Source organism: Kitasatospora sp. NPDC056327, from assembly GCF_042261735.1.
In the GTDB taxonomy this organism is placed as follows: domain Bacteria; phylum Actinomycetota; class Actinomycetes; order Streptomycetales; family Streptomycetaceae; genus Kitasatospora.
Genome location: NZ_JBHJRC010000059.1, coordinates 1 through 24,383 on the forward strand (window position 1 = coordinate 1; position 24,383 = coordinate 24,383).

The 24,383-nt window shown below is 78.2% G+C and carries 3 protein-coding genes; 2 read left to right on the forward strand and 1 reads right to left on the reverse strand.

Features of this window, described 5'->3' with window-relative positions; genetic code table 11:
- Positions 1 to 32 precede the first annotated feature (32 nt).
- On the reverse strand, positions 33 to 623 hold the full coding sequence (locus tag ACFCX4_RS11795) for an RNA polymerase sigma factor (RefSeq protein WP_376140970.1): 591 nt from the start codon (positions 621 to 623) through the stop codon (positions 33 to 35).
- A 598-nt stretch (positions 624 to 1,221) separates the two neighbouring features.
- Between ACFCX4_RS11795 and ACFCX4_RS11800 the strand changes: the two genes are divergently transcribed.
- Together ACFCX4_RS11800 and ACFCX4_RS11805 are read left to right on the forward strand one after the other, a co-directional pair.
- Positions 1,222 to 19,869 (forward strand): amino acid adenylation domain-containing protein, encoded by an 18,648-nt coding sequence (locus ACFCX4_RS11800; RefSeq protein WP_376140971.1) that lies wholly within the window; start codon positions 1,222 to 1,224, stop codon positions 19,867 to 19,869.
- Positions 19,862 to 24,370, forward strand: a complete 4,509-nt coding sequence (locus tag ACFCX4_RS11805) for a beta-ketoacyl synthase N-terminal-like domain-containing protein (protein ID WP_376140973.1) — start codon at positions 19,862 to 19,864, stop codon at positions 24,368 to 24,370. The genes ACFCX4_RS11800 and ACFCX4_RS11805 overlap by 8 nt, the downstream gene beginning before the upstream one ends.
- The last annotated feature ends 13 nt before the right edge of the window (positions 24,371 to 24,383 follow it).

Here is a 24,383-nt window from a genome sequence, read left to right on the forward strand (position 1 = left end):
GCCCGCTGCCCGTGCCGGCGCGTCCGGACGGCTCAGACCGGCTGGTGCTGCCAGGCCTGCTGGAATCTGCGGCGGGCCCGGTGCAGGCGCGAGCGCACGGTGCCGATCGGCAGCCGCAGGGCCGAGGCGAGTTCGCGCTCGTTCAGGCCGTAGACGGCGCGCAGGGTCAGGATCTGGCGGTGCTCGCGGGGCAGCCGCGCCATCACGTCGCTGATGTGGACGAGGGCCAACGGATCCTCCTGGAGGGCGAGTTCGGGCAGTTCGTCGGTGCTGTCCGGGCCCAGCCGCTTGGAGGTCCGGACCGCTTCCCGGACGGCCACCGAGCGGACCCAGCCGTAGAAGGCCAGCGGTTCGCGCAGGCCGCGCAGGCCGCGGTAGATGGCGAGCTTGGCCTCCTGGGCGGCGTCGTGGCCGTGGGTGCGGGTGATCCGCAGGCAGAGCTGGTCGACGAAGGGGGTGATGTGCCGCAACAGTTCGTTCATGGCCTGGTGGTCGCCGGCCTGGGCGCGACGTAACAGGGCGCCGACGGGGAACGCGGCGGTGTCGTGGGCGGCGGTGCCGCGGGGGACGGGGTCGCGGGTCGGCCGGGTAGGGGGGAACCCCGGCCGCGCGGTGCGGTCCATGGTCGTGGCCTTTCGGTCTCGCCCCTGGCCGGCCGGGGCCGCCCGGACCGTGGGGCGGATCCGGCGTCCGACAGCCGTCCAGGAATGGTGAGGATTTGACGGGAGTTTTGCCGTGGCGTTCCCGAAAAAAGCAGGGAGGCGCCGGTGAGGGGCATTCGGATAACGATCGACGTGCGATTCGGGCCCGCTGACGGCATTCAATGACGGTTCGATATCGACGTGGGCCGCTTGGCTCAGATTGGCCTGTTTCACGCCCCTGGGGTGGCCGAAGAGCGGTGGGTGACACTCCGGTTGTTCTGTGTTATCCATAGAGGTCAGCTGCCTGACATTGGCTTCGGCCCCGGTTCCTCCGGGTGGATCGGGCCGGCCTCCCCGGCGCCCGGTGATTTGCGCCCCGGGTTTTTTCGGCCGCCGGAAGTCGAGTATTGACGGGCTCAGTCGTGCTCATGCAGAGTGAGTCGCGGGCGGCCCCCGGGGCGTACCGGCGCCGTGCGCCGTGCATTACCCGAATATCGCCGGCCGACCTGCCACCGGGACCATCCGGGCGGCCTCGGGCGGCGGACCGGAAATCCTGTTCACGCGATTGAGGGTTGGTGTCATGTTCGGCCACGAAGCCACCGGTCACCCGCTGTCGGTTGCCCACAAGGGCATCTGGTACGCGCAGCGCCTGGACCCCGGGAGCGCCGCGTTCAACACCGGCGAGGCCGTGGAGATCCACGGACCGGTCGACCCGGGGCGCTTCGAGGACGCGCTGCGCCGCACCGTCGCCGAGGCGCAGACCTTCCGGCTGCGGCTCACCGGGGAGGAGGACGAGGACGGGCCGCTCGCCGTCCTCGACGCGGCCACCGACTGGCCGCTGCACCGGGTGGACCTCTCGGCCGGGCCGGACCCGGACGCCGCCGTCGGCGCCTGGATCCGCGCCGACCTCGCCGCCCCGCTCGACCCGGTCGACGGCCCGCTGTTCTCGCACGCCCTGCTGAAGGCCGCCCCGGACCGCTGGTGGTGGTTCCTCAAGGCCCATCACCTCCTCCTGGACGGCTACGGGTTCAAGCTCGTCGGCCGCCGGCTCGCCGACTGGTACACGGCGCTCACCGAGGGACGGGAACCGGCCGGCGCGCCCTTCCCGGCCCTGGAACGCCTGGTCGCCGAGGAACGGGACTACCGGGCCTCGGAACGCTTCGCCCGCGACCGCGCCCACTGGACGGCGCGGATGGCCGACGCCCCCGCCGCGGTGGTCCTCGCCGAGCCGGGCACCGGCCCCGCGGCCCCCGCCGCCGACCCGGCCGCGGAGGCGCCCGGCACCGGGCCCGCCGGCCCGTTCCGCCGCCGCACCACCCTGCTGGACGCCGCCGCGGTGGCCCGCCTGGACGCCGCCGCGGCCCGGCTCGGCGCCACCCGCGGCGGCCTGCTGCTCGGCACCGTCGCCGCCTACCTGCACCGCAGCACCGGCGCCCGCGAGGTCGTCCTCGGCCTGCCCACCATGAGCCGGCTCGGCTCGGCCGCCCTGCGCACCCCCGGCACCGCCTCCAACCTGCTGCCGCTGCGCCTCGCCACGACCCCCGCCACCACGGTCGGCGAACTGCTGCGGGCCGCCGACGCCGAACTCGCCGACGTCCGCCGGCACCAGCTCTACCGGGTCGAGGACCTGCGCCGTGACCTGCGCCTGGTCGGCGACGGCGGCCGCCGGCTGTACGGGCCGGTGGTCAACCTGATCCCGTTCGGCAACGAACTGGACTTCGCGGGCCTGCCCACCACCTGGCACCACCTCACCGGCGGCGCCGTCGAGGACCTGCAGATCAACGTCCGCCCCGGCGCCGACGACACCGGCCTCTGGCTCTCCTTCGACGCCAACCCGGACCGCTACACCGACGAGGACCTCGCCGACCACCAGGAGCGCCTGCTCCTGGTGCTCGACCGGATCGCCGCGGCCGAGGACACCCTGCCGCTGGCCCGCACCAGCGTGCTGCGCCCGGCCGAACAGCCCCCGGTCGCGCTGCCGCCCGCCGACCCGCCGGCCCCCGCCGACGCGACCCTGCCCGCCCGCTTCGAGGCCGCCGCCGCCCGCACCCCGGACGCGGTCGCCGTCACCGCCGCGGACCGGGCCCTGACCTACCGGGAGCTGGGCGACCGCGCCAACCGGCTGGCCCGGTGGCTGGTGCGGCACGGCGCGGGCCCGGGCGCCACCGTGGCGCTCGCCCTGCCCCGCACCGCCGACCTGGTGACCGGCGTCCTCGCCGTCCTCACGGCCGGCGCCGCCTACGTCCCGCTGGACCCGGACTACCCGGCCGAGCGGATCCGCGCGGTGACCGCGGACGCCCGCCCGCGGCTGCTGGTCACCCACGCGGACGTGGCCGGCCGGTTGCCGGCCGACGCCGCGCCGGACACCGTCCTGGTCCTCGGCGACCCCGCCACGGAGGCCGCGCTCGCCGCCGAGCCCGCCACCGGCCTCACCGACGCCGACCGCACCGCCCCGCTCACCCCCGCCGCCCCCGCCTACGTGATCCACACCTCGGGCTCCACCGGGCGGCCCAAGGGCGTCGTGGTCACCCACGCCAACGCGGTGCGGCTCTTCGACACCTCGGCCGGGCTGTTCGGCTTCCGGCCGGACGACGTGTGGACGCTCTTCCACTCCTACGCCTTCGACTTCTCGGTCTGGGAGCTGTGGGGCCCGCTGCTGCACGGCGGCCGGCTCGTCGTGGTGGACCGCGCCACCACCCGGGCGCCCGCCGAGTTCCTGGAGCTGCTGCGCGCCGAGCGGGTCACCGTCCTGAGCCAGACCCCGTCCGCCTTCCAGCAGCTGGTCCAGGCGGAGACCGAGGCCGGCCCCGGGACACCGGACGGCGCCCCGCTCGCGCTGCGCACCGTGGTCTTCGGCGGCGAGGCCCTGGAGCCCGCCCACCTGGCGGCCTGGACCGCCCGGCACGGCTTCGCGGCGCCCGAGCTGGTCAACATGTACGGCATCACCGAGACCACCGTGCACGTCACCCACCACCGGCTCGCCGGGGGCGGCGCGCGCGGCGCGGTCGGCACCCCGCTGCCGGACCTGCGGGTGCACGTCCTCGACCACGTGCTGCAGCCGGTCCCGGCCGGCCGCACCGGCGAGATGTACGTCGCCGGACCGGGCCTCGCGCTCGGCTACCTCGGGCGGCCCGACCTCACCGCCGAACGCTTCGTCGCCGACCCCTACGGCCCGCCCGGCAGCCGGATGTACCGCACCGGCGACCTCGCCCGGCGGCTCCCCGACGGCTCCCTCGAATACCGCGGCCGCGCCGACCAGCAGGTCAAGATCCGTGGCTTCCGGATCGAGCCCGGCGAGATCGAGGCCGCCCTGGCCGGCCACCCCGACGTCGCCCGGGCCGCCGTGGTGGCCCGCGACCGCGGCGACGGCGACCTCGCCCTGATCGGCTACGCCGTCCCCCGGACCGGCACCCGGCCCGACCCGGCCGGTCTGCGCGCCCACCTGGCCGCCCGGTTGCCCGAGCACCTGGTACCCGCCGCCTGCGTGCTGCTGGACGCCCTGCCGCTCACCCGCAACGGCAAGCTCGACACCGCGGCGCTGCCCGCCCCCGACTACGCCGCGGCCGCCGGCGGGCGGGCCCCCGAGGGCCCGGCCGAGACCCTGGTCTGCCGCCTCTACGAGGAGGTGCTGCGGCTGGAACCCGGCACCGTCGGCGCCGACGACGACTTCTTCGACCTCGGCGGCCACTCGCTGCTCGCCACCCGGCTGACCGCCCGGCTGCGCGCCGAGACCGGCACCGGCCTGACCATGGCCGACCTCTTCGCCGGGCCCACCCCCGCCGCGCTCGCCGCCCGGCTGGCCACCGCGCCCGCCGGCCCGGCCCGGCCGCCGCTGGCCGCCGCCGAGCGCCCCGCGCACCTGCCGCTCACCGCCGGCCAGGCCGGCCTCTGGTTCCTCGGCCGCCTTGAGGGCCCCAGCCCGACGTACAACATCCCGCTCACCCTGCCGCTGCCCGCCGGCACCGACGAGGAGGCGCTGCGCGCGGCGCTCGCCGACCTCACCGCCCGGCACGAGGTGCTGCGCACCGTCTACCCCGACCGCGACGGCGCCCCGTACCAGCGGGTGCTGCCCGCCGACGACCCGGCCGCCCGGCCGGTCCTGCACACCGCCGTCGCCGGTGACGCCGGGGAGCTGGCCGCCCTGCGGCGGGCGGCCGTCCGGCACGCCTTCGACCTGGCCGCCGAACCCCCGCTCCGCGCCCACCTGCTGCACCGCGCCGACGACGGCACCGCGCTGCTCGTCCTGGTCGTCCACCACATCGCCGCCGACGGCTGGTCCCTGGGACCGCTCGGCCGCGACCTCGCCCTCGCCTACACCGCCCGAGCCGCCGGCACCGCCCCCGACCGGGCCCCGCTGCCGGTCCAGTACGCCGACTACACCCTGTGGCAGCGCGGCCTGCTCGGCGACGAGACCGACCCGCGGAGCCCCGCCGCCCGCCAGCTCGCCCACTGGCGCGAGGCCCTGGCCGGCCTCCCGGAGGAACTCGCGCTGCCGGCCGACCGGCCCCGGCCGCGCACCGCCGGCCACGCGGGCGCCACCGTCCGCCTCGGCGTCGACGCCGCCCTGCACGGACGGATCGGCGAGCTGGCCCGCGCCCACCGGGCGACGCCCTTCATGGTCCTCCAGGCCGCCCTGGCCGCCACCCTCACCCGCGGCGGCGCCGGCACCGACATCCCGATCGGCACGCCGACCGCCGGCCGTGACGACCCGGCGCTGGAACACCTCGTCGGTTACTTCGTCAACACCCTGGTACTGCGCACCGACACCGCCGGCGACCCCGGGTTCGGCGAACTGCTCGACCGCGTCCGGGAGACCGACCTCGCCGCCCACGCCCACGCCGACGTGCCGTTCGACCGGGTCGTCGAGCACCTCAACCCGGCCCGCGCGCTGGGCCGTCACCCGCTGTTCCAGGTGATGCTCGCCCTGCAGAGCGCCGACGACGACCCCGGCGTGGAGTTCGCCGGCGCCCGGGTGCGGCTCGACCCCGGCGGCATCGGCACCGCGCGGTTCGACCTGATGGTCGACTTCACCGAGCGCCCCGGCACGGCCGCCGGCCCGGCCGGCCTGGACGGCACCATCGAGTACTCCACCGCGCTCTTCGAGCGACGCACCGTCGAACGGCTCGCCGCCCGGCTGACCGCCCTGCTCGCCGCCGCCGTCGCCGACCCGCGCGCCCCGCTCTCCGCGCTCCCCCTGGCCGACCCGGCCGAGGACGCCGAGTGGGCGCACTGCCCGCCGGCCGTCGAGCGCGCGCTGCTCGCCCAGGACGGTGTCCGGGACGCCGTGGTGACCGTCCGCCGGGCCCTCGACGGCTCCCGCGAGGCGGTGGCCCACGTGGTGCCCGACGCCCCGGTCGACCGGCTGCGCCTGGCCGCCGCCGCCCGTCCCGCGCTGCCCGCGGCCGCCGCCCCGCTGCGGGTGGTGCTGCTCTCCGCGCTGCCCCGCACCGCCGGCGGCGCCCTCGACACCGACCGGCTCGGCCGGCTGCCGGTGCCCGACGACGCCCTCGCCGCGGCCTGGGAACGCGACCTCGCCCGCCTGCCCGGCACCACGGCCGCCGCCGTCGTGGTCCGCGACACCGCCGCGCCCGTCCCCGGCCTGCTCCACCTCGGCGGCCTGCCCGGCAGCGCGGGCGCGGCCGGCGGCGAGGAGCCCGCCCTCCTCGACGACGGCACCGGGCCGGACGGCGGCACCCCCGCCCTCAGCGAGGGCCCGCCCGCGCCCCCGCCGCCGTACCCGAACCTGACCGACGCCCTGCGGGCCGCCGTCGAACGCGGCACCGGCGGCATCGTCCACCTGCGGGCCGACGGCAGCCACCGCCGGCAGAGCTACGCCGAGCTCGCCGACGAGGCCGCCCGCATCCTCGGCGGGCTGCGCAGCCACGGGGTGCGCCCCGGCGAGACGGTGATCTTCCAGTTCGAGGAGAACGAGGACTTCCTGCCGTTCTTCTGGGCCTGCGTCGGCGCGGGCGTCACCGTCCTGCCGATGAGCACCCCCGCCTCCTACCGCGACCCCTCGCCGCTGCGCGAGAAGGTCGAACGGATCTGGGACTCGCTCGGCCGCCCCCGGATCGCCACCGGCACCCGCACCGGCGCCGCCCTGCGCGAGCGCGCGGAGGAACAGGGCTGGACCGGCCTCCAGGTGCTGGTCGCCGACGAGCTGCGGGCCGGCCCGCCCGCGGGGGACTGGCACCGGGCCGAACCCGGCGACACCGCGCTGCTGCTGCTGACCTCCGGCTCCACCGGCCTGCCCAAGCGCGTCACCGTCACCCACGACATGGTGCTGCAGCGCTCGGCCGCCACCGCCCGGCTCAACGGCCTGGGTCCCGGCGAGACCACGTTCAACTGGATCCCGCTCGACCACGTCACCGGCGTGGTGATGTTCCACCTGCGCGACGTCGTGATCGGCTGCGAGCAGGTGCACGCCCCGACCGGCTGGATCGTCGAGGAGCCGCTGCGCTGGCTGGACGCGCTCGACCGCTGGCGCGCCACCGTCACTTGGGCCCCCAACTTCGCCTTCGGCCTGGTCAGCGAGCGGGTCGCGGCCGAGCCCGGCCGAAGCTGGGACCTCTCCCCGGTCAAGCTGGTGATGAACGCCGGCGAGGTCGTGGTCCCGCGGGTCGTGCGCCGCTGGCTGCGGCTGCTCGAACCGCACGGCCTCGACCAGCGGGTGATGCACCCCGGCTGGGGCATGTCGGAGACCACCTCGGTCGTCACCGACACCTGGCACGACCCGGACGGCCCCGAGGAGACCTACGTCAGCTGCGGCCGCCCCTACCCGGGCTTCGCGATGCGGGTCGTCGACGACCGGGACCGGGTGGTCGCCGAGGACCGGGTCGGCCACCTCCAGGTCCGCGGACCCTCCGTCACCCCCGGCTACCACGAGAACCCGGAGAAGAACGCCGAGTCGTTCACCGCCGACGGCTGGTTCCGCACCGGCGACCTCGCCCTGCTGCGGAACGGCGAGCTGTACCTGACCGGCCGCGCCAAGGACGTCATCATCGTCAACGGCGTCAACCACCCCAGCCACGAGATCGAGACCGCCGTCGAGGAGGCCGAGGGCGTCGTCCGCGCCTGCACCGCCGCGGTGGCCGTCCGCACCTCGCCCACCGCCACCACCGACGAGATCGCCGTGTTCTGCTCCCTCGAACCCGGCGGCGACGAGCACGCCCTGCTCACCGAGGTCACCGGCCGGGTCACCCGGCAGACCGGCGCCGCCCCGGCGTTCGTCCTGCCGGTCGCCCCCGCCGAGATCCCCAAGACCGAGATCGGCAAGATCCAGCGCACCCTGCTCCGCAAGCGGCTGGAGGCCGGCGAGTTCAACGAGCTGATCCGGCGCACCGACCTGCTGCTCGGCACCGAGCGCACCCTGCCGGACTGGTTCCACCGGCCCGTCTGGGAGCCCGCCGCCCGGGTGCACGCGCCCGCCGCGCACCCGGCGCCCACCGTCGTCCTCACTGCCGGGCCGGACGACCCCTCGCACGCCGTCGGCACCGCCCTGGCCGCCCTGCTCGCCGCCGACGGCTCACCGGCCCGCGTCGTCACCGACCCGGCCGGGATCGGCGCCGCACCCGTGGGCCGGATCGTCGACCTGCGGCTGCTGGCCACCACCGGGCCCGAGGACCCGCTGGCCGCCACCCTGCCGCTCACCCGGCTGCTCGCCGCGCTCACCCCGCCGGCCGCCGGCCCGGACGGGCCCGCCCCGGACGCGGACCGCCCGGACACGGACCCCGCGGGCCCGGACACCCCCGGACGGTCCGTCACCGTCGAGGTCGCCGCCCGGCACAGCCGCGCCGTCCACCCCGGTGAGCCCGTCCGCCCGGATCGCGCCGCCGCCGTCGCCGTGCTGCGCAGCGCCGTCCAGGAACTGCCCTGGCTGGCCGGCCGCTGGACCGACCTCGGGCCCGGCCCGGAGGACCCGGCGCAGACCGCCCGCCGGCTCCACGGGGAGATCGTCACCCCGCCCGCCGACCCCGACGTCGCCCTGCGCCCCGACGGCCGGTGGACCCTCGGCCTCGCCCCGCTGCCCGCCCCCGACGAGGACGCCGCCCCGGTGTTCGAGGAGGGCGGCCACTACCTGCTCACCGGAGGCCTGGGCGGCGTCGGCACCGAGATCGCCCGCCACCTGCTCGACCGCCACCGGGTGCGGCTCACCCTGGTCGGCCGCGGGCCCGTCGCCGACCGCCCCGAGCGGGCCGCCGCGCTGCGCGAACTCCAGGCCCTCGGCACGGTCGAGTACCGCGCCGCCGACGTCACCGACCCGGAGGCCGTCCGCCGGCTGCTGGCCGGCGCCCGCGCCGCCCACGGCGAACTCGCCGGCGTGCTCCACCTGGCCGGCCACTTCGCCGAGCACCCCCTGGACGCCACCGACGCCCGGCGCTGGACCGAGGCCACCGCCGCCAAGGCCACCGGCGCCGCCGTGCTGACGGAGGCGCTGCGCGACCGGCCCGGCACCCTGTTCGTCTCCTTCTCCTCCGTCAACGGCCACTTCGGCGGCGCCCTCGCCGCCGCCTACTCCGCCGCCAACGCCTACCTGGACGCGCTCGCCGTCCACCAGCGCGGGATCGGCCTGCGCGGCCACAGCGTCGCCTGGAGCATGTGGGACGACCTCGGGGTCAGCCGCGGCTACCCGCTCAGGACGCTCACCCGGGCCCGCGGCTTCCGCCTGCTCAGCCGCCGCGACGGCACCCGCTCGCTGGCCGCCGCACTGCGCCACGGCCACCCGCACGTCCTGGTCGGCCTCGACCCGGCCGCCCCCTGGGTGCGCAGCCACCTCGCCGCGCCCGCCCGCCCGCTCCAGGAGCTGGCCGGCCACCGCGCCGAGCCGGGTGCCGCCGTCGCCCAGGCCCCCGCCGACCTGCCGGACCGTTTCGGCAACCCGGCCGGCGCCACCCTGACCACCCTGCCCGAACTGCCCGCCACCCCGGACGGACGCACCGACCGGCAGCAGCTGGCCGGCCGGGCCCGCACCGGCGGCACCGGCGGCGCCCCGAACCCGGGCCCGGAGCAGGAGATGGCCGGGATCTGGGCCGACCTGCTCGGCACCGACCGGATCGGCCGCGACGACGACTTCTTCGCGCTCGGCGGCCACTCGCTGCTCGCCACCCGGCTGGTCGGGCGGCTGCGCTCCGCCCTGGGGCTGGAATTCACCGTCGCGGACCTGTTCGCCGCCCCCACCCTGGCCGCGCTCGCCGCCCTCGGCACCGCCCGCGCCGCCTCGGGACAGGGCGGCGGCACCCGGCCGCCGCTGCGCCCGGCCGAGCGGCCCGCCGTCGTCCCGCTCTCCTACGCCCAGCGCCGCCTCTGGTTCCTCAACCAGCTGGAGGGGCCCTCCGCCACCTACGACATCCCGCTGGTCGTCCGGCTGACCGGTCGGCTCGACACCGAAGCACTGCGGGCCGCGCTCGCCGACGTGACGGACCGTCACGAGATCCTGCGAACCCGCTACCCGGACGAGCAGGGCGACCCCCGCCAGGTGGTCCTGCCGCCCGGCACCGCGCCCGCCCCGCTGACCGTCACCACCGTCCCGGCGGCCGAGCGCGAGGAGCACGTCCGGCGGGCCGCCTGCCACGTCTTCGACCTCGCCGGCGACCTGCCGCTGCACGCCGAACTCCTCACCGACGGGCCGGACGGCCGCGACCACGTCCTCGTCCTGGTGCTGCACCACATCGCCGGCGACGGCTGGTCCACCGGCCCGCTCGCCCGCGACCTCGCCACCGCGTACACGGCGCGCCGCACCGGCTCCGCCCCCGACTGGGCGCCGCTGCCGGTCCAGTACGCCGACTACACCCTGTGGCACGCCGCCCTGCTCGGCGACGAGCACGACCCCGCCAGCCCGGTCGCCCGGCAGCTCGCCCACTGGCGCACCGCGCTGGACGGCATGCCCGAGGAGCTGGCGCTGCCCGCCGACCGCCCCCGGCCCGCCACCGCGAGCGGCACCGGCGGCCGGGTCCGCACCCGGCTCTCCGCCGAGCTGCACCGCGGCCTCGCCGCCCTCGCCGCCGAGAGCCGGGCCAGCCTGCTGATGGCCTGGCAGAGCGGTGTCGCCGCCCTGCTCACCCGGCTCGGCGCCGGTACCGACCTGCCGCTCGGCTCCCCGGTCACCGGCCGGGCCGACGAGGCCCTCGACGACCTCGTCGGGTTCTTCGTCAACACCCTGGTGCTGCGCACCGACACCTCCGGTGACCCGGGCTTCCGGGACCTGCTCGCCCGGGTCCGGGAGCGCGACCTGACCGCGCTGGCGCACCAGGACGTGCCCTTCGACCGGCTGGTCGAGGTGCTCAACCCGGCCCGCTCGCGCGCCCGCCACCCGCTCTTCCAGGTGGCCTTCGCCGTCCAGGAGACGCCCCGGCTCGGCGCCGGCCTGCCCGGCCTGACCGCCGAGGTCGACCCGGTGGAGACCGGCACCGCCAAGTTCGACCTGTTCTTCGCCCTCGTCGAGCACCGCGCGCCGGACGGCGCGCCGGCCGGCCTGGACGCCTTCCTGGAGTACAGCGCCGACCTGTTCGACGCCGCCACCGCCCGCACCCTGCTCGCCCGGCTCGCCCGGCTGCTGGAGTCGGCCGTCGCCGAGCCCGCCGCCCCGATCGGCTCGCTCGACATCGTGCTGCCCGCCGAACGCGGCCGCCTGGTCGCCGGACCGCTCGACGACGACGCCGAACTGCCCGGCGTGCTCGGCCTGTTCGCCGACCGGGTGGAGAGCCGCCCGGACGCGCCCGCGGTGACCGGCCCGGCCGGCACCCCGCTCGGCTACCGCGAACTCGACCGCGCCGCCAACCGGCTGGCCAACCGGCTGCTCGACCAGGGCCTCGCCCCCGGTGACCGGGTGGCCCTGGCCCGGGACACGGCCGGCCCGGACGCCGTCGTCGGCACCCTCGCCGTCCTCAAGGCCGGCGGCGTGCTCACCGCCGACGACCCGGCCGCGCCGCCCGCCGTCCTGCTGGCCGGCACCGTCCGCCCCGGCCCCGCCCCCGTGGTCACCTTCGCCGAGGGCCGCGCCCACCCGGACGACCGGGCCCCGGCCGTCCCGCTCACCGACCGCGACCCCGCCTGCGCCGTCCGCCCGCCGCACGGCACCGCCGTCCTCGGCCACGCCGCGCTCGCCCGCGGCCTGCGCCCGCTGGTGCGCCGCACCCGGCTGACCGACGGCGACGCCGTCGCGCTGCTCACCGCGCCGCGCCCCGGCCACGCGCCGTGGGAACTGCTCGCCCCGCTCACCCGCGGCGCCTGCCTGGTGCTGGACGACGACTGGGCGGCCCCGGACGCCACCGCCGCCGAACTCGCGCGGCGGACGCTCCGGCTGGCCGGCCCCGGCACCACCGTGCTCGTGCTGGCCGAGGAACTCGCCGGAGCGCTGGCCGGGGCCGCCGACCGGGACCCGGCGCTGGCCGGGGCCCTGCCCGAGCAGCTCTGGTACACCGGCACGGGCGCCGCAGCCGCGGCGGAGCCCGCCGTGGCCCCCGCCGGACCGGCCGTGCGCCGGCTGCTCGTGGTGCCCGCCGCCGGCGTGGTCGCCGAGGCCGGCGGCGGCGCCCTGACCCCGCTGGCCGCGACCGTCGTCCTGGACGCCGCCGGGGCCCCGGCACCCGCCGGGGTGCACGGCGCGGTGCACGTCGCCGTGCCGGGACCGGCCGAGGCGGACGCCGGGCCGTGGCTGGTGCCCAACACCCTCGGCGCCGCGCTCCCCGGCGTCACCCTGCTGGCCCGCACCGGTCTGGTCGGCCGGCTCACCGCCGACGGCCGGCTCGACCTGCGCGGCCCCGAGGACGGCTGGGCCGAACTCGCCGGCCGCTGGACCGACCTCGACGCGGCCGGGCACGCCCTGCTCGGACTCGACGGCGTGCGCGACGTCGTGGTCCGGCCCAGGCGCCACCCCTCCGGCCGCACCGAGGCCGTCGCCTACGTCGTGGCGAGCGCACCGCTCACCGCCGACCGGCTCACCGAGCGGCTGCGGGCCGCCCTGCCCGAGGGGGCCGAAGCCGCCGCCGTCCTGCTCACCGCGCTGCCCCGCACCTCCGAGGGCCGCCCCGACCCGGCCGCCCTGGACGCGCTCCCGGTCCCCGGCCCCGAGGCGGCCGCGCGCTGGGAACAGCGGCTGCGCGCCCTCCCCGGGGTCCGCGAGGCGGCGGTCCGGCTCGCCGCCGACCCGGCGCCGACCGGGCTGGTGCACAGCGGCGGCCCCGGCCGTGCCCCCGCGCGGAGCCACCCGTCCGCCGACGCCCCCGGGGAGACGCCGGATCCCGCGCTCGCCGGGCCCGGCACGACGGCGGCCTCGCTCGGCGACGGCGGCCCGGCCGCCCCGCTCCCGCACCCCGACCTGGTCACCGCGCTGCTCGCCGCCGCCGGGAGCGGCGGCGGGGGGCTCCTGCACCTCGACGCCGAGGGCGCCGAACACCCGCAGTCCTACGCCGAACTGCGGGACACCGCCGCCCGGGTGCTCACCGGTCTGCGCGAACTCGGACTGCGGCCCGGCGACCGGGTCCTCCTCCAGCTCGGCGGCACCCGCGACTTCGTCACCGGCCTCTGGGCCTGCCTGCTGGGCGGCCTGGTGGCCGTCCCGCTGGCCCTTCCGCGCGCCGCCGGCGACGAGGCCGCCGCGGCCCGGCTGGACGCCGCCTGGCGCGCCCTCGGCGAGCCGCCGGTGCTCACCGACGCCGCCGGGGCGGCGGCCGTGCGCGACACCGCCCGGCGCCACGACCGGGCCGCGCCGCGCACCGCCGACCTGGCCGCCCTCGCCCGCCGGGAGCCGGTGCCCGCCGCCGGCCTGCACCGCCCCGACCCGGACGAGACGGTCCTGCTGCTCCTCACCTCCGGCTCCACCGGCCGGCCCAAGGCCGTCCGGCTGACCCACCGCAACGTGCTCACCCGCACCGCCGCCACCGCCGCCGTGCACACCCTCACCGCGGCCGACGTCTCCTTCAACTGGATGCCGCTGGACCACGTCGGCGGGGTGGTGATGTTCCACCTGCGGGACGTCGTGATCGGCTGCCGGCAGATCCACGCGCCGACCGCCTGGGTGCTCGCCGAGCCGACCCGCTGGATGGCCGCCGTGGACCGCCACCGGGCGAGCGTCACCTGGGCGCCGAACTTCGCCTTCGGCCTGCTCGCCGAGCACGCCGACGCGGTCGAACGGGCCGGCTGGGACCTCTCCTGCCTGCGCTACCTGCTCAACGGCGGCGAGGCCGTGGTCGCCCGCACCGCGCGCCGCTTCCTCCGGCTGTTCGCCCCGCTCGGCCTGCCGAAGACGGCGATGCGCCCCGCCTGGGGCATGTCCGAGACCTCCTCCGGCGAGATCGAGGGCACCTTCGACCTCGACACCACCACCGACGAGGACCCCTACGTGAGCGTCGGCCGGCCCTACCCGGGGTTCGCCGTCCGGATCGTCGACGGCGCCAACACGGTGGTGCCGGAGGGCCGGGTCGACCGGATCCAGGTCCGCGGGGCCGCCGTCACCCCGGGCTACCTGGACGCCCCCGAGCAGAACCGCGAGGCGTTCACCGCCGACGGCTGGTTCGACACCGGCGACCTCGGTTTCCTCCGGGACGGCGAGCTCACCGTCACCGGTCGCGCCAAGGACGTGATCGTGGTCAACGGCGCCAACCACGCCGGCCACGAGATCGAGGCCGCGGTCGAGGAGGTCGACGGCGTCGAGCGGTCCTTCACCGCCGCGCTGGCGGTGCGCACCGCCGCCGCCGGGCCCGCCGGCGGCGACGAACTGGCGGTGCTGCTGGTGCTCCGGGAGGGCACCGACCCGGCCGACCTGCTGCGCCGGGTGCGCGGCGCCGTCACCCGGCAGACCGGCATCGCCCCCGGCTACCTCGTCGCGGTGTCCGCCGACCGGATCCCCAAGACCGAGATCGGCAAGATCCAGCGCACCGTCCTCGCCCGGGCCTTCGAGGACGGCGCGTTCGACGCCGAACTCGCCCGCGCCGACCTGCTGCTCGGCGACGAGCGCACCGTGCCCGACCGCTTCTTCCGGCGGGTCTGGCGGCGGGCCGCGCCGTCCGCCTCCGCCGGCCCGGCCGGCCCCGGCGGGACCGTGCTGCTCGTCACCGGACCGGCCCCGGTCCCCGCCCGGACGGCCGCCCTCGCCGACGCACTGGCCGGGCACCTGCGCGCGGCCGGCCGCACCGTGCTGCGCACCGCGGACGTCCCCCGGCCCGAGGACGCGGCGTCCGTCACCACCGTGCTGGACCTGGCCGGGTACGGACCCCTGCCGGCCGGCCCCGGGACGGACACCGCGGCGCTGTCGGCGGGTTCGCGCGCGGCCGTGCGGCTCGCCGCCGCGCTCACCGCCGAGCCCTCGCAGCAGCCGGTCGCCTGGTACACCGTCACCGCCGCCGCCCAGCGCGTCCTCGACGGCGACCCGCTCGACCCGGCCCGGGCCGCCACCCTCGCCACCGTCAAGAGCCTCGGCCAGGAACTGCCCCGGCTGCGCACCCGGCTGGTCGACCTGCCGGACGGCCCGGACGCGCCGCCCGCCGCCGCCCTGGCCGGCCACGTCCTCGCCGAACTCGCCGCCGCCACCACCGAACCGGAGGCCGCGTGGCGTGCCGGTCGGCGCTGGGTGCACCGGCTGGAACGGCTGCCCGCCGACCCGCCGCGCCCGGCCGGACGCTTCTTCCGCCCCGGCGGCCACTACGTGCTCACCGGCGGCCTCGGCGGCGTCGGCACCGAACTCGCCGAACACCTGCTGACCGCGTACGGCGCCCGGCTGCTGCTGACCGGCCGCACCGTCCTGCCGGACCCGGAGGACTGGGACGCGCACATCGCCGCCGGCACCCCGCTCGGCCACGCCCTCGCCGCCCACCGCCGGCTCACCGCCCTCGGCGAGGTCCGCTACACCGCCGCCGACGTCACCGACCCGGCCGCCGTCGGCCGGGTGCTCGCCGACGCCGAACGGGAGGCCCCGCTCGACGCGGTGTTCCACCTCGCGGGCGCCCTGGTCGAACAGCCCCTCGCGGACCTCACCGACGCGGCCTGGGACACCGCCTTCGCCGCCAAGGCGGCCGGCACCCGGGTGCTCTGCGACTGGGCCGGGAACCGGGCCGGCCGGGACCGCCCCGCCCCGCCCGTCGTGGTCTTCTCCTCCGTCAACGGCCACTTCGGCGGCAGCGGCCTCGCCCCGTACGCGGCCGCCAGTGCCTGCGCCGACGCGCTGGGCACCGAGGCCGCCCGCCGCGGCGCCGACGTCCGGGTGCTCGCCTGGAGCATGTGGCGCGACCTCGGCATGACCCGCGGCTACGCGCTCACCGCCTTCACCGAGGCCCGTGGCTACGCCGTGCTCGCCCCGCGCGAGGCACTGCGGTCGCTGGCCGTCGCCCTCGCGCACGACGACCCGCACGTGCTGATCGGCCTCGACCCGGCCGCGCCCTGGGTCGGCTCGCGGACCGAGCAGCCGCCCCGCCCCGCCGAACGGCTGGTGGGCTGCGTGGTGCCGCGGGCCGGCGCGGAACCCCCGGCCGGGGACGACCGCACCCCGACCGACCGCTACGGCACCCCGCTGCCCGCCGACCTGCTGGTGGTGCCCGCGCTGCCCGCCGACGACGACCACGAGGGCTGGCGCCGCCTGCTCGGCGCCGGGGCCCGCACCGGCGGCGGCACCGGCACGGCGGAACCGCGCACCGCCACCGAACGCGCCCTGCTGCCGATCTGGCGGGAGGTCCTGGACCGCGACCGGATCGGCGTCGAGGAGAGCTTCTTCGACCTCGGCGGCCACTCCCTGCTGGCGACCCGGCTGGTCGGCCGCGTCCGGGCCGCCCTCGGCACCGACCTCGCGGTGGGCGTGCTCTTCGAACACCCCACCGTCGCCGCGCTGGCCCGGCTGCTCGACGCCGCCCCCGCCGGCGGCACCGGCACGGGCACCGGCGACCGGCCGGCCCTCGTCCCGGTGCCCCGGACCGGCCCCGTCCCGCTCTCCGCCGCCCAGCGCCGGCTCCGCTTCCTCGACGGCGTCCGCGCCGCCGACCCGACCTACCACATCCCGTACGCCCTGCGGCTCACCGGCGGCGTCGACCCCGGGGCGCTGCGCGCGGCCCTGCACGACGTCCTGGCACGGCACGAGAGCCTGCGCACCGTCTTCCCGCCCGGCCCGGACGGCGCCGGCGAACAGCGCGTCCTCCCGGTCGGCGACGGCCTGCCCGACCCGCTGACGGTCGCACCCCTGCCGGACGGCGAGGAGCTCGACCGGCGGCTCGCCGAGGAGGCCCGCCGCAGCTTCGACCTCACCCGCGACCTGCCGCTGCGGGCCACCCTGCTCACCGACGGCGCCGAGCGGCACGTGCTGCTCCTGGTGCTCCACCACATCGCCGCCGACGGCTGGTCCCTGGCTCCGCTCACCCGCGACCTCGCCGCCGCCTACCGGGCCCGGCTGGCCGGCGACGCACCCGCCGCGGCCCCGCTGCCCGTCCAGTACGCCGACTTCGCCCACTGGCAGCACCGCACCCTCGGTGACGAACGCGACGCGACGAGCACGGCAGCCCGACAGCTCGCCCACTGGCGCGACACCCTGGCCGGACTGCCCGAGGAACTCGCGCTGCCCACCGACCGGCCCCGCCCCGCGGTCGCCGACCCGGCCGGTGCCGTCGTCACCCTCCGCTGGCCCGCCGCCCTCCACGGCGCGCTGACCGGGCTCGCCAGGACCGAACGCGCCAGCCTGTTCATGGTGCTCCAGGCCGGCCTCGCCGCCCTGCTCACCCGGCACGGCGCGGGCACCGACGTCCCGCTCGGCACCACGGTGGCCGGCCGCACCGACAGCGCCCTCGACGACCTGGTCGGACTCTTCGTCAACACCCTGGTGCTGCGCACCGACACCTCCGGCGACCCGAGCCTGCGCGAACTGCTCGGCCGGGCCCGGGAGACCGCGCTGACCGCCTTCGCCCACCAGGAGCTGCCCTTCGAACGGCTGGTGGAACTGCTCAACCCCGCCCGCTCGCTCGCCCGGCACCCGCTGTTCCAGACCGGCCTCGTCCTCCAGAACAACGAACGGGCCGGGGCGGACCTGCCCGGCGTCACCGCCGAACCGCTCCAGGTCCACCCCGGCACCGCCAAGTTCGACCTGTTCTTCGGGTTCCGGGAACACACCGGCGACGGCCCGGACGCCGCACCGGCCGGAATCACCTGCGTCGTCGAGTACCGCACCGACCTCTTCGACCGGGCCACCGCGCTCCGGCTCGCCGAGCGGCTGGAGCGACTGCTCACCGCCGCCGTCGCCGCCCCCGACCGGCCGCTCGGCGAGGCCGGCCTGCTCACCGCCGAGGAGCTGGCCGGCCTCGACGCGGCCGACGACGGCGGCCCGGCCGGACCGCCCGCCGTCCTGCCGGAGCTGTTCGCCGCCCAGGCCGCCCGCACCCCCGACGCGCCCGCCCTGCGGTGGGCCGGCCCCGGCCCCGAGGACGTCGACTACCGCGAGCTCGCCGCCCGCAGCGCCCGGCTGGCCCGGCTGCTGGCCGCCCGGGGCATCGGACCGGAGTCCACCGTCGCCCTGCTGCTGCCCCGCTCCACCGCCCTCGTCACCGCCCAGCTCGCGGTCGTCCGGGCCGGCGCCGCCTACCTGCCGCTCGACCCCGACTACCCCGCCGACCGCCTCGCCCACATGCTGGACGACGCCCGCCCCGCACTGGTCCTCACCACCGCCGCCCTGGCGGACCACCCGGCCCCCGCCGCCGCGGCGCCCGTCCCGCTGCTCGCGCTCGACGACCCCGCCACGACGGCGGCCCTCGCCGCCCACCCCGGCACCGACCTCACCGACGCCGACCGCACCGCCCCGCTGCTCCCCGGCCACCCCGCCTACCTGATCTACACCTCCGGCTCGACCGGCCGCCCCAAGGGCGTCCAGGTCACCCACGCCGGTCTGGCCGCCTTCGCCGCGACCCTGCGCGAACGGTTCGGCGCCGACGGGACCGCCCGGGTGCTTCAGTTCGCCTCGCACAGCTTCGACGCCGCGGTCTGGGACCTCTGCGCCGCGCTGCCCAACGGCGGCTGCCTGGTACTGGCCGAACGCACCGCGCTGCTGCCCGGCCCGGAGTTCGCCGGCCTGGTCCGGGACGAGCGGGTCAGCCACCTCATCCTGCCGCCGTCCGCGCTGGCCGCCCTGCCGCCGGACGCCCTGCCGCCCGGCACCACGCTGGCCGTCGGCGGCGAGGCCTGCCCGCCCGAACTGATCGCCCGCTGGGCGCCCGGTCGGCGGATGATCAACGCCTACGGGCCCACCGAGTCCACCGTCTGCGCCACCATGAGCCCCCCGCTCACCGCGCCGGCCGACGGCGGACCGGCCGGGCCGCCCCCGATCGGCCGTCCGGTGCTCGGCACCGGCACCCGGGTGCTGGACGAGCGGCTGCGGCGGGTGCCGCCCGGCGTGCCCGGCGAGCTGTACCTGGCCGGGGCCGGACTGGCCCGCGGCTACCTCGGCCGGCCCGGGCTGACCGCCGAACGCTTCGTCGCCGACCCCTACGGCCCGCCCGGCACCCGGATGTACCGCACCGGCGACGTGGTGCGCCGGCGCCCCGACGGGCAGCTGGAGTTCGTGGCCAGGGCCGACCAGCAGGTCAAGATCCGCGGGTTCCGGATCGAACCCGGCGAGGTCGAGGCCGTCCTGGACGCCCGCCCGGACGTCGCGCGCAGCGCCGTCGTCGCCCACCGCGGTCCGACCGGCCCGCAGCTGGTCGGCTACCTGGTGCCCGCCGGACCGGACGCCGCGCCCGACCCGGCCGCCGTCCGCCGCGAGCTGGCCGCCGTCCTGCCGGAGCACCTGGTGCCCGCCGCCGTGGTGGTGCTGGAGGCGCTGCCGCTGACGCCCAGCGGCAAGACCGACCGGGCCGCGCTGGCCGCCCGCCCGGTCGCCCGCCCGGCCGGTTCCGGCGCGGTGCCGCGCGAGGGCCTCGAACGCCGGATCGCCGGACTCTGGGCCGAACTGCTCGGACTCGACGGGCCGCCCGCCGCCGACGAGAACTTCTTCGACCTCGGCGGCCACTCGCTGCTGCTGACCCGCCTCGCGACCGGCCTGACCGCACTGACCGGCCGTCCGGTGCCCCTGGTCGAGCTGTTCACCCACACCACGGTCGCCGCGCAGGCCGCCCACCTGGGCCGCCCCGGCGACCCCGCCCGGCCGGACACCCCGGACCGGCTCGCCGCCGCCCGCGAACGCGCCGGGCGCGGCCGTGCCCGGCGTCACCAGAGCGGCCACCGCCCGGCCGCACCGCAGCGAAAGGACACCACGCAGGATGACTGAGACCAGCGCGGCCACCGGCCACGGGCCGGCCGACGGGCCGCAGACCCCCGCCGACGAGGGGGACATCGCGGTCATCGGCATGGCGGGCCGCTTCCCCGACGCCCCCGACCTCGACCGGTTCTGGCGGAACCTGGTGGCCGGCCGCGAGTCGCTGCGCGACGTCGACGAGGCCGAGTACCTCGCGGCCGGCGGCGACCCGGCCGGGCTCGACGACCCGTCCCTGGTCCGCCGGGCCTCGGTGGTCGACGGCATCGACCTGTTCGACGCGGAGTTCTTCCACACCCGGCCCGCCGAGGCCGAGGTGATGGACCCCCAGCACCGGCTCTTCCTGGAGTGCTGCTGGCACGCCCTGGAGCACGCCGGCCACCGGCCCGACCGGGCGGCCGGGCCGACCGGCGTCTACGCGGGCGCCGGGCAGAGCAAGTACCTGATGGCCAACGTCCACCCGCGGCTGGCCGGGCAGAGCCTCGGCCTGGACTGGTTCTCGGCCGGCCTCGGCAACGACGCCGGCGCCTTCGCCACCCGGGTCGCCTACGAACTGGACCTCACCGGGCCCGCCGTCTCCGTCCAGACGGCCTGCTCCACCTCGCTGGTCGCGGTCCACCTGGCCTGCCAGGACCTGCTGAACCACGCCTGCGACACCGCGCTGGCCGGCGGCGCCTCGCTCGACCCGCTCGCCCTGCGCGGCTACCGCCACGTCCCGGACGGCCCGCTCTCCCCGGACGGCCGGGTCCGCGCCTTCGACGCCGCCGCGGCCGGCATGGCACCGGGGGCCGGCGTCGGCGTGGTCGTCCTCAAGCGGCTGGCCGACGCGCTGGCCGACGGCGACCACGTGTGGGCGGTCGTCAAGGGGTCGGCGATCAACAACGACGGCCGCCGCAAGGCCGGCTTCACCGCGCCCAGCCTCCCCGGGCAGGTCGAGGTGGTGCTCGCCGCCCAGGCGGCGGCCGGGGTCGAGGCCGGCTCCATCGGCTTCGTCGAGGCGCACGGGACCGGGACGGTGCTCGGCGACCCGATCGAGGTCGGCGCACTGACCGAGGCGTTCCGGGCCACCACCGACCTGGAGCGCTACTGCGCGCTCGGCTCGCTGAAGACCAACCTCGGCCACCTCGACGCCGCCGCCGGCATCGCCGGCCTGCTCAAGGCCGTGCTGGCGCTGCACCACCGCACCCGGCCCGGCACCCTGCACTTCACCCGCCCCAACCCCGCGCTGGAACTCGACCGCAGCCCGTTCTTCGTCAGCGCCGACACCGCCGACTGGCCGGCCCCGGCGGACGGCGGGCCCCGGCGCGCCGCCGTCAGCTCGCTCGGCATCGGCGGCACCAACGCGCACGTGATCCTGGAGGAGGCGCCGCGGCCCGCCGCCGCGCCGCCCGCCGGAGCCCCCGCCGACACCGGCCCGGTCGTGCTGCCGCTCTCCGCCCGCACGCCCGAGGCGCTGCGCGACCTCTCCGAGCGGCTGGCCGCCCACCTCACCGCCCACCCCGGGCTCGCCCCCGCCTCGGTGGCCCGCACCCTGGGGGAGGGCCGCAAGGCGCTGCGCCACCGCCGCACCGTCGTCGCCCGCACCCTCGCCGAGGCCGCCGGGCGGCTGGCCGGGTCCGACGGGGCGACCGACGCCGAGGGCCCCGTCCGCACCGCCTACCTGCTGCCGGGCGGCGGTGCCCAGCACCCCGCCATGGGCCGCGGCCTGTACGCCGCGGAGCCGGTCTTCCGGGCCGGGATCGACCGCGCCGCGCAGATCCTCGCCCCGGTGCTCGGCCAGGACCTCCGGGCCCTGCTGTACGAGGAGGCCGAGCCCGCCCCGGGCGCCGCCCCCTGGACCTTCGCCGCGCTGGTCGCCACCGAGTACGCGCTGGCCCGGACCCTCACCGCGCGCGGCGCCGCGCCGGACGCCCTGATCGGCCACTCGCTGGGCGAGTACACCGCGGCCTGCCTGGCCGGGGTGATGCGCCCGGAGGACGCCCTGCCGCTGGTCGCCGAACGCGAACGGCTGCTGCTGCTGGCCGGTGGCGCCACCCTCGCCGTCGACCTCTCCGAGCGGGCCGTCCGCGAACTGCTCGCCGGGCCGGACGCCGAGGGCCTCGGCCTCGCCACCGTCAACGCCCCCGAGGTCTGCGCCGTCTCCGGCCCGGTGGAGGCGATCGCCGCCCTGGAGCACCGGCTGGACGCGGCCGGCGTCGGCAACCGGCGGGTCCCGCTGGCCACCGCCCCGCACAGCGCCCTGCTCGACCCCGTCCTCGACGCCTACGCGGCCGCCCTGGCGAAGGTGCCGCTGGCACCGCCCACCGTGCCCTTCGTGTCCGGGCTGACCGGCACCTGGATCACCGACGAGGAGGCCACCGGCCACGACTACTGGCTCCGGCAGTTCCGCGGCACCGTCCGGTTCGCCGACGGCCTCGCCGCCCTGCACGCCACCCTCGCCGCCCAGGGCCGCACCGTCCTGGTGGAGGCCGGTCCCGGCCGGACGCTCTCCCGGTTCGCCCGGCTCGGGCTCGGCGACACCGTCCGCACCGTCCCCGCGATGCGCCACGCCCGCGCCGAACTCGACGACCAGGAGGTGCTGCTCGGCGCCCTCGGCGACCTCTGGGCACACGGCGCCCCGGTCGGCTGGGACGACCGGGAACCCACCACGGCGCCCAAGGTCCCGCTGCCCGGCTACCCCTTCCAGCGCCGCCGCTACTGGATCGACGCCCCGCCCGCCGGCCGGCCGGCCGCCACCCGCACCGTCCACGTGGTGGCGGACGGCCTGAGCGACGACCGCTACCCGGCCACCAGGGCGCTGGCCGCCCGCACCCGCGGCCACCTGGTGATCACCGGCGCGGCCGGCCCCGCCGACCCGGCGGACCGCGAGGCCCCGGCCGAGACCGCCGCCCGGCTCACCGCGGCCGACCACCGGCTGCGCGCGGACGTCCCGCCGGTCCCGGCGGACGAGGCCGGCCGCACCGCCGCCCTGGACCGGCTCTGCACCCTGCACACCCTGGCCCACCTGCGCCGCCACGGCCTGGCCGGCGCCCCCGGCGAGTCCCGCACCCGGGCCGAGGTGGTCGACCGGCTCGGCGCCGTCCCCGGCTACCGCAAGCTGGTGCACGCCCTGCTCGACGGCCTGGCCGTGGACGGCGTCCTGGTGCACGACCCGGCCGCGGACACCGTCCGCTTCACCGACCGGCTGACCGGGCTCGCCGGACCGGCCGGCGACGACACCGTCCTGACCGGCCGGATCACCGCGGCGGAGGCCGAACTGACCGCCCGCCACCCCGGGGCCGCCGACGAACTGGAACTGCTGCGCGGCTGCGTCGCCCAGTACGACGAGGTGTTCTCCGGGGCCCGCTCCGGCACCGAGGTGCTCCGGCCCGACGGCAGCAACGACCGGTCCGGCTCCGGCGCCGAACGCGCCCTCACCCGCGGCGACGTCGCGGTCTACCGCTCCCTGATCGCCGAGGAGGTGGCCCGGGCCGCCCGGGCCGGCACCGGCCGGCCGCTGCGGGTCCTGGAGATCGGCGGCGGCCAGGGCTACCTGACCTGGCCGGTCGCCGAGGCGCTGCGCGACGCCGGACCGGTCGAGTACCACTTCACCGACCTCGGCCGCTCCCTGGTGGTGGCGGCCCAGAAGGAGGCCGCCGACCGCGGCCTGGACTTCCTCACCTTCGGCGTGCTCGACATCGACCGGGGCGGCGAGGACGACGAACTCGGGCACTACGACGTGGTGCTCGCCTTCAACGTCCTGCACGCCACCCCGGACCTGCGCCGCACCGTCGACCACGTGCGGGCGCTGCTGCGCCCCGGCGGGCGGCTCCACCTGCTGGAGGCCGCCGACACCCCGCGCGCGGCCACCATGACCGTCGGCCTCTTCGAGGGCTGGTGGTACTTCGACGACGACCTGCGCACCCACGCGCCGCTGCTGCCGCCCGCGCGGTGGGCCGCCCTGCTCGCCGAACAGGGCTTCGAGGACGTCCTCGCGCTGCCGGCCCCGGACCGGGCCGAGCCCGCCGACCACGGGCTGGTCACCGCCGTCCGCCCGGCCGCGGACCCGGTGGCCGACCGGCTCGCGGAGCTGCGCGCCCTCGGCGCCACCGTCGAACTGCTGCCGGCGGACGGCTCCGCCGACGGTGCCGCGGCCGGACCGGCGCAGGACGGCGCACCGCACCCCGCCCCGGCCGGCCCCCGCCGGGCCTTCAACCGGCGGCCCGACCTCGCCACCCCGTACGTCGAGCCGGGGACCGACCTGGAACGCCTGGTCGCCCGCCACTGGACCGAGGTGCTCGGCCTGGACCGGGTCGGCGTCGACGACAACTTCTTCGACCTCGGCGGCGAGTCCCTGCTGGTCCTCCAGATGGCGGGCCGGCTACGGGACGAACTCGCGGTCGACCTCACCGTCAAGAAGCTGTTCGAGGACCTCACCGTCGCCACCGTCGTCCGGGAGATCGAGGCCCTGCAGCGCGCCGCCGCCCCCGCGTCCGGGCGGATCGCCCCGAGCCGGCGCCGCACCGGCCGCGGCTGACCGCCGCGCCCGA